Source organism: Streptomyces prasinopilosus (genome assembly GCF_001419695.1).
Lineage (GTDB): Bacteria > Actinomycetota > Actinomycetes > Streptomycetales > Streptomycetaceae > Streptomyces > Streptomyces prasinopilosus.
This window is the reverse complement of the sequence record NZ_LIRG01000270.1, coordinates 1-6,156: the sequence shown is the minus strand read 5'-3', so window position 1 is coordinate 6,156 and position 6,156 is coordinate 1. Positions and strand designations below refer to the sequence as shown.

5 protein-coding genes and 1 pseudogene are annotated in these 6,156 nt (G+C 72.8%); 3 read left to right on the top strand and 3 right to left on the bottom strand.

From position 1 onward, the window contains the following. The 3 genes from AOK18_RS12750 to pgl all read left to right on the top strand — a co-directional run. A partial coding sequence (locus AOK18_RS12750; protein WP_139058343.1) for a glucose-6-phosphate dehydrogenase occupies positions 1-706 on the top strand: 706 nt, incomplete at its 5' end. Next, positions 703-1,935: a glucose-6-phosphate dehydrogenase assembly protein OpcA gene (opcA, locus tag AOK18_RS12745; protein WP_055694413.1), complete on the top strand. Its 1,233-nt coding sequence runs from the start codon at positions 703-705 to the stop codon at positions 1,933-1,935. The genes AOK18_RS12750 and opcA, both read left to right, overlap by 4 nt. Beyond that, positions 1,932-2,717 (top strand): 6-phosphogluconolactonase, encoded by a 786-nt coding sequence (gene pgl / locus AOK18_RS12740; RefSeq protein ID WP_055694412.1) that lies wholly within the window; start codon positions 1,932-1,934, stop codon positions 2,715-2,717. Before opcA ends, pgl begins: the two co-directional genes overlap by 4 nt. Positions 2,718-2,797: 80 nt before the next feature. On the opposite strand, the gene AOK18_RS12735 is transcribed toward pgl, so the two are convergent. The 3 genes and pseudogenes from AOK18_RS12735 to AOK18_RS12725 form a co-directional block, all read right to left on the bottom strand. Beyond that, positions 2,798-3,637 carry a carbohydrate ABC transporter permease gene (locus AOK18_RS12735; RefSeq protein WP_055572072.1) on the bottom strand — a complete coding sequence of 280 codons (840 nt, stop codon included), beginning with the start codon at positions 3,635-3,637 and terminating at the stop codon, positions 2,798-2,800. Beyond that, the gene (locus AOK18_RS12730; RefSeq protein WP_055694411.1) at positions 3,634-5,004 is read right to left on the bottom strand and encodes an ABC transporter permease; all 1,371 of its coding nucleotides are present in this window, start codon (positions 5,002-5,004) and stop codon (positions 3,634-3,636) included. Before AOK18_RS12730 ends, AOK18_RS12735 begins: the two co-directional genes overlap by 4 nt. 5 nt (positions 5,005-5,009) lie before the next feature. Beyond that, a pseudogene (locus AOK18_RS12725) lies at positions 5,010-5,963 on the bottom strand (ABC transporter substrate-binding protein); the annotation flags it as partial. Between the last annotated feature and the right edge of the window lie 193 nt (positions 5,964-6,156).

Sequence of the window (6,156 nt, the reverse complement as noted above, 5' to 3'; positions counted from 1 at the left end):
GCCGGCCTCCTTCGACGCGGACGCGCTGGCCGCGGAGAAGACCAAGGTGCTCGGCGCCGTGCGGCTGCCGAAGGACCTGGGCCGGGACACCGTGCGCGGGCAGTACGCGGCGGGCTGGCAGGGCGGCGCGAAGGCGGTCGGGTACCTGGAGGAGGAGGGCATCGACGCCTCCTCGAACACCGACACGTACGCCGCGATCAAGCTGGGCGTGGACAACCGCCGCTGGGCGGGCGTCCCCTTCTACCTGCGCACCGGCAAGCGGCTGGGCCGCCGGGTCACGGAGATCGCGGTCGTCCTGCAGCGGGCGCCGCACTCGCCGTTCGACACGACGGCCACCGAGGAGCTCGGGCAGAACGCCATCGTGATCCGCGTCCAGCCGGACGAGGGCGTCACGGTGCGGTTCGGCTCGAAGGTCCCCGGCACGTCGATGGAGATCCGGGACGTGTCGATGGACTTCGCTTACGGCGAGTCGTTCACGGAGTCCAGCCCGGAGGCGTACGAACGGCTGATCCTCGACGTCCTGCTCGGCGACTCCAACCTCTTCCCCCGTACCGAGGAGGTCGAGCTGTCCTGGAAGATCCTCGACCCGATCGAGGAGTACTGGGACAACAACGGCAGGCCGGCCCAGTACCCGGCCGGCACCTGGGGGCCCGTGGAGGCGGACCAGATGCTCGAGCGAGACGGACGGAGCTGGCGCCGGCCATGAAGATAGACCTCACGGACACCACGGCCAGCAAGATCAACAAGTCGCTGGTGAAGGCCCGCCGGGCCATCGGCACGCCGGCGGTCGGCATGGTGCTCACCCTGGTCATCGTGACCGACGAGGAGAACGCCTACGACGCGCTGAAGTCCGCCGGGGACGCCTCGCGCGAACACCCCTCGCGCACCGTGGTCGTCATCAAGCGCGTCTCCCGCTCGCCCCGGGACCGCACGCGGTCCCGGCTGGACGCGGAGGTGCTGGTCGGCGCGGACGCGGGGGCCGGCGAGACGGTGGTGCTGCGGCTGTACGGCGAGGTCGCCGACCACGCCCAGTCGGTGGTGCTGCCGCTGCTGCTGCCGGACGCCCCGGTGGTGGTGTGGTGGCCGGTCAACGCCCCGCTGGACCCGGCGGGCGACCCGCTGGGGGCGCTGGCCCAGCGCCGGGTGACCGACACCTACGCCTGCGAGCAGCCGGTGCGGGAGCTCACGGCCCGTGCCGACTCCTACGCGCCGGGCGACACCGACCTGTCCTGGACCCGGATCACGCCCTGGCGTTCGATGCTGGCGGCGGCCCTGGACCAGGTGACCTGCGAGGTGCAGGGCGTCGAGGTGGAGGGCGAGGAGTCCAACCCGAGCTGTGAGCTGCTGGCGATGTGGCTCGCGGACCGGCTGGACGTCCCCGTGAAGCGTTCGCTGTCCTCCGGCCCCGGGCTCACGGCGGTCCGGATGACGACGGACTGCGGTCCGATCGTGCTGGACCGGGCCGACGGTTCGCTGGCGACGCTGTCGATCCACGGGCAGCCCAAGCGTGCGGTGGCGCTCAAGCGCCGGGACACGTCGGAGCTGATCGCGGAGGAGCTGCGCCGGCTGGACCCGGACGACACCTACGCGTCGGCCCTGCGGTACGGGGTCGAGCGGCTGAGGAACCCGGCGCACCGGCCGGCGGCGGATCCGGGGGCGCGGAAGGCGCCGTCGGGCGAGCGGCCGGCCGCCTCGCCGAGTTCGCTCGACGAGGCGTCGAACGCGCTCGACGCGGTGTCGCGGAAGCTGGACGAGGCGTCGGGGACCCCGCGGGAGGCGGCGCGGGAGTCCGGGGCGCCGGGCGACTCCGGGCAGCGGCCGGCGGGTGGGTCGCCGGCCAAAGGAGCGGGGGGCCCCGCTCCCGCCGAAGCGGCTGCGGAAGGTGCCGGGGACCCGCCGGCGCAGGCACCGGTGAACCGGGCGGTGAGGAAGTGAGTACGGCACCGCAGCTCGTCGTGCACCGCGACAAGGAGCTGATGGCCCGGGCCGCGGCGGCCCGGCTGATCACCAGGATCGTGGACGCGCAGGCCTCGCGGGGTTCGGCGTCCGTGGTCCTGACCGGCGGCCGCAACGGCAACGGCCTGCTGGCCGCGCTCGCGGCGGCGCCCGCCCGGGACGCGGTCGACTGGGGCCGGATCGACCTGTGGTGGGGCGACGAGCGGTTCCTGCCGGACGGCGATCCGGAGCGCAACGCCACCCAGGCCCGGGCGGCGCTGCTCGACGCGGTGCCGCTGGACCCGGAGCGCGTGCACGCCATGCCCGCGTCCGACGGGCCGCACGGCACCGACGTGGACGCGGCGGCGGCCGCCTACGCCGAGGAGCTGGCGCGTGCCGCGGGGCCGACGGACCACGGCGGGGTGCCGGAGTTCGACGTGCTGATGCTGGGCGTCGGCCCGGACACGCACGTGGCGTCCCTCTTCCCGGAGTTGCCCGCGGTGCGGGAGACGGAGCGCACGGTGGTGGGCGTCCACGGGGCGCCCAAGCCGCCGCCGACCCGGGTGACGCTGACCCTGCCGGCGATCCGCGCGGCCCGCGAGGTGTGGCTGCTGGCGGCCGGCGAGGACAAGGCGGAGGCCGCGGCGATCGCCCTGTCGGGCGCGGGCGAGATCCAGGCCCCGGCGGCGGGCGCGTACGGCCGGACCCGCACCCTGTGGCTGCTGGACGCCGCGGCGGCCTCGCAGCTGCCGCGGGCGCTGTACCCGCCGGCGTCGGCGTAACGCGCACGGCGCACGGAACGCGCGGACCCCCGTCTCGTCAGGAGGCGGGGGTCCGCGCGTTCCGGGTGGGTGGGGGCCCGTCACTTCACCGAGCCCGCCATCACCCCCTGGACGAAGTGCCGCTGGAAGGCGAAGAACACGGCGACCGGCACCACCAGGGACAGGAACGCGCCCGGTGCGAGCACGTCGATGTTGCTGCCGAACTGGCGGATCTGCGACTGGAGTTCCACCGTCAGCGGCTGCGAGGAGCTGTCCGCGAACAGCAGCGCCACCAGCATGTCGTTCCAGACCCACAGGAACTGGAAGATGGCCAGGCTGGCGATGGCCGGGCGCCCGACGGGCAGGATCAGCCGGGTGAAGATGCGCCACTCGCTGCCGCCGTCCATGCGGGCGGCCTCCAGCATCTCCTTGGGCATCTCGGCGAAGTAGTTCCGCAGCAGGAACACCGCGAACGGCAGTCCGTACGCCACGTGGAACAGCACGACGCCGGGGATGGTGCCGAACAGGCCCAGCTGGCCGAAGAGTTTGGCCACCGGCAGCAGCCCGATCTGCACGGGCACCACCAGCAGGGCGACCACGACGAGGAAGACCGTGTCCCGGCCGGGGAAGTCCAGCCAGGCGAAGGCGTATCCGGCGAGCGCCGCGACGACCACGACCAGCACCGTGGTCGGCACCGAGATCAGCACGGTGTTCCAGAACGCCTGGGTCATCCCCGAGTTCTTCAGCAGGGCCGCGTAGTTGTCGAAGGACAGCTGCCCGGGGCTGGTGAACACCGTCCACCAGCCGCCCTTGGCGGTGTCCTCGGCGGAGCGCATCGAGGACAGGAACAGGCCGGCCAGCGGGGTCATCCAGACCAGGCCGATCACGACCAGGAAGGCCTGCACGACCGCGTTGCCCAGGCCGCGCCGGATCGCGTTCATCGCTGGCTCCTTCGGAAGCGGCGGACGTTGAAGGCCATGGCGGGGACCACCAGCAGCAGGAGCAGCACACCGAGCGCGCTGCCCAGCCCCTGGTCGTTGCCGCCGCCGAACGACACCAGCCACATCTGGGTCGCCAGCACGGTCGCGTCCTCCTGCACGGGTCCGGGCGCGATGATGTAGACGAGGTCGAAGACCTTCATCACGTTGATCACCAGGGTGACGAAGACGACGGTGAGGACCGGTGCGAGCAGCGGGACGGTGATCCGGCGGAAGATCTGCCACTCGTTGGCGCCGTCCATCCGGGCCGCCTCCAGCGCGTCCCGCGGCAGGGCCGAGAGTCCCGCGCCGATCAGCACCATCGCGAACCCGGTCCAGATCCACAGGTAGGCCCCGATGATGGCCGGAGTGACGAGCGCCGGACCGAGCCAGGAGACGCCCTGGTAGGGGGGTGCGAAGTTCTCGGCGGGCAGTTTCAGCGCGTGGGGGCCGTCGTCCAGGCCGGTGAAGCGGAACGAGCCGTCGGCGCCGGTCGTGGTGCTCGCGACGGTGCGTCCGTCGCGGAGCGCCTCGACCTTCATCCCGGGCAGTCCGCTCTCCCCCTCGTCGACCCGGCCCGGCTCTCCTCCCCCGCCGGGGGTGAAGTCCAGGTACACCACGCCGCCGACCTCGTCGGGGGCCGCGTCGCGGGAGGCCGCCGGGGAGGCCGGTGCCGCCCCGCCGGGCAGGTCCTTGGGGGCCACGCCGACCAGGCCGAGTGCCGCCGTGCCGCCCGGCGGCACGTCCGTCCCGGTCACGTACGAGCCGTCCGCCTGCTTGGTCAGGCCGGCGCCGTCGCCCTCGCGGGCGCGGGCCGTCGGGTAGGAGGAGCCGTCCTCGAAGGCGTCGTGGACGGAGACGACGGCCGCGTTCAGGACGCCCTTGTCCGGGTCCTCGTCGTAGGCGAGCCGGAAGACGATGCCGGCCGCCAGGAAGGACACCGCCATCGGCATGAACAGCAGCAGTTTGAAGGCGGTGGCCCAGCGGATCTTCTCCACCAGCACGGCCAGGATCAGGCCCAGGCCGGTGAGCAGGGTGGGGGCGACGACGACCCAGATCGCGGTGTTCCGGACGGCCTTGAGGGTGACCGGGTCGCGGAACATCTCGAGGTAGTTCTCGCCGCCCACGAAGCGGGTGCCGGAGGCGTCGAAGAAGCTGCGTCCGACGGAGAACAGCACCGGGTAGACGACCAGCGCGCCCAGCAGGAGCAGGGCGGGCAGCACGAACAGCACGGCGACGATCCGCCCCCGCCGGCGCAGGCGCCGGCGGGGGGCACGGTCGGGGTGCGAAGGAGCCGGGGGGCTCGCCTCTTTCACCAGGGTGGCGGTCATGGCCGTCAGTTCCCGTAGGCCTTGGCCGCCGCCTTCTCCAGCTCGGCCGCGGTCTTCTCCGGGTCGGACGGGTCGCGCAGGAAGTCCTGGAGGATCTTCCACTCGCCCTTGCCCTGGGTGCCGCCGAAGGCCGCCGGGGCCTGGTCCGACATGTCGAAGCGGACCGAGTCGCCGGCCTCGATCAGGGACTTGGCGGTGGCGCGGGTGACGTCGTCGCCGTAGGAGCCGGGGTCGAGCTCCTTGTTCGGGGAGAGGAAGCCGCCGGCCTCGGCCCACACGGCGGCGGCCTCCGGCGTGGCGAGGTACTCGAGGAGCGCCATGCCGGCCTCGGCGTTCTTGCCGTCCTGGAGCACCACGGCCGCGTCGCCGCCGCTGACCACTGGGGCCTCGCCGTCGCCGACCGGCGGGAACGGGAAGAAGTCCGCGTCGGTGCCGATGTCCTTGCCGAACTGGTCCTTGGCGACGCCGGCCACGAAGTCGCCCTCGTAGACCATGGCGGCGTCCGGCTCGGGTCCGAAGACCTTCTCCACCGAGCCGGGGAAGTCGGTGGTCAGGGCTTCCTTCCGGCCGCCCGAGACGAGCCGCTCGTCCTCGAAGAGTTCGCCGAGCGTGGTGAGCGCCTCGACCACGCTCGGGTCGGTCCACTTGATCTCGTGCGCGGCGAGAGGGCGTCGTAGGTCTTGGGCGGGGTGACGCCCGCCTGCTCCAGGGCCTCGGGGCTGTACCAGACGGTCGACTTGTGGGCGGCCTTGAAGTAGAGGCCGTACAGGGTGCCGTCGACGCTGCCGTAGTTCCGCCACACCTCGGCGAAGTTCTTCTCCACGGTGCCCTGGACCTTCTTGTCCAGCGGCTTGAGCCAGCCCGCCTCGGCGAACTGCTTCAGCACGCCGACCTGGGGGACCATCACGACGTCGGGGGCGTTGCCGCCCTCGATCTTGCTGCCGACGACGGTGGAGACGNNGCGCCGAGGGCGAGCACCAGGGCGGTGCAGCCGGTGAGCAGGGTGGTACGTCGTCGCATCATCGTCGATGTCCCTTCGGAAACGTGCGGAATCGCGTTCGGGGGGCTTTCGGGTACGTGGGGGGGCGGGTTTCAGGAGCCGGTGATCCACCAGGCGGCCGTGGAGCCGGGCAGGACGCCGTCCGGGCACGG

Coding starts and splice junctions, on each gene's coding strand:
- AOK18_RS12730 (WP_055694411.1), bottom strand. CDS start 5,004: ATGACCGCCACCCTGGTGAAAGAGGCGAGCCCCCCGGCTCCTTCGCAC.
- AOK18_RS12735 (WP_055572072.1), bottom strand. CDS start 3,637: ATGAACGCGATCCGGCGCGGCCTGGGCAACGCGGTCGTGCAGGCCTTC.
- opcA (WP_055694413.1), top strand. CDS start 703: ATGAAGATAGACCTCACGGACACCACGGCCAGCAAGATCAACAAGTCG.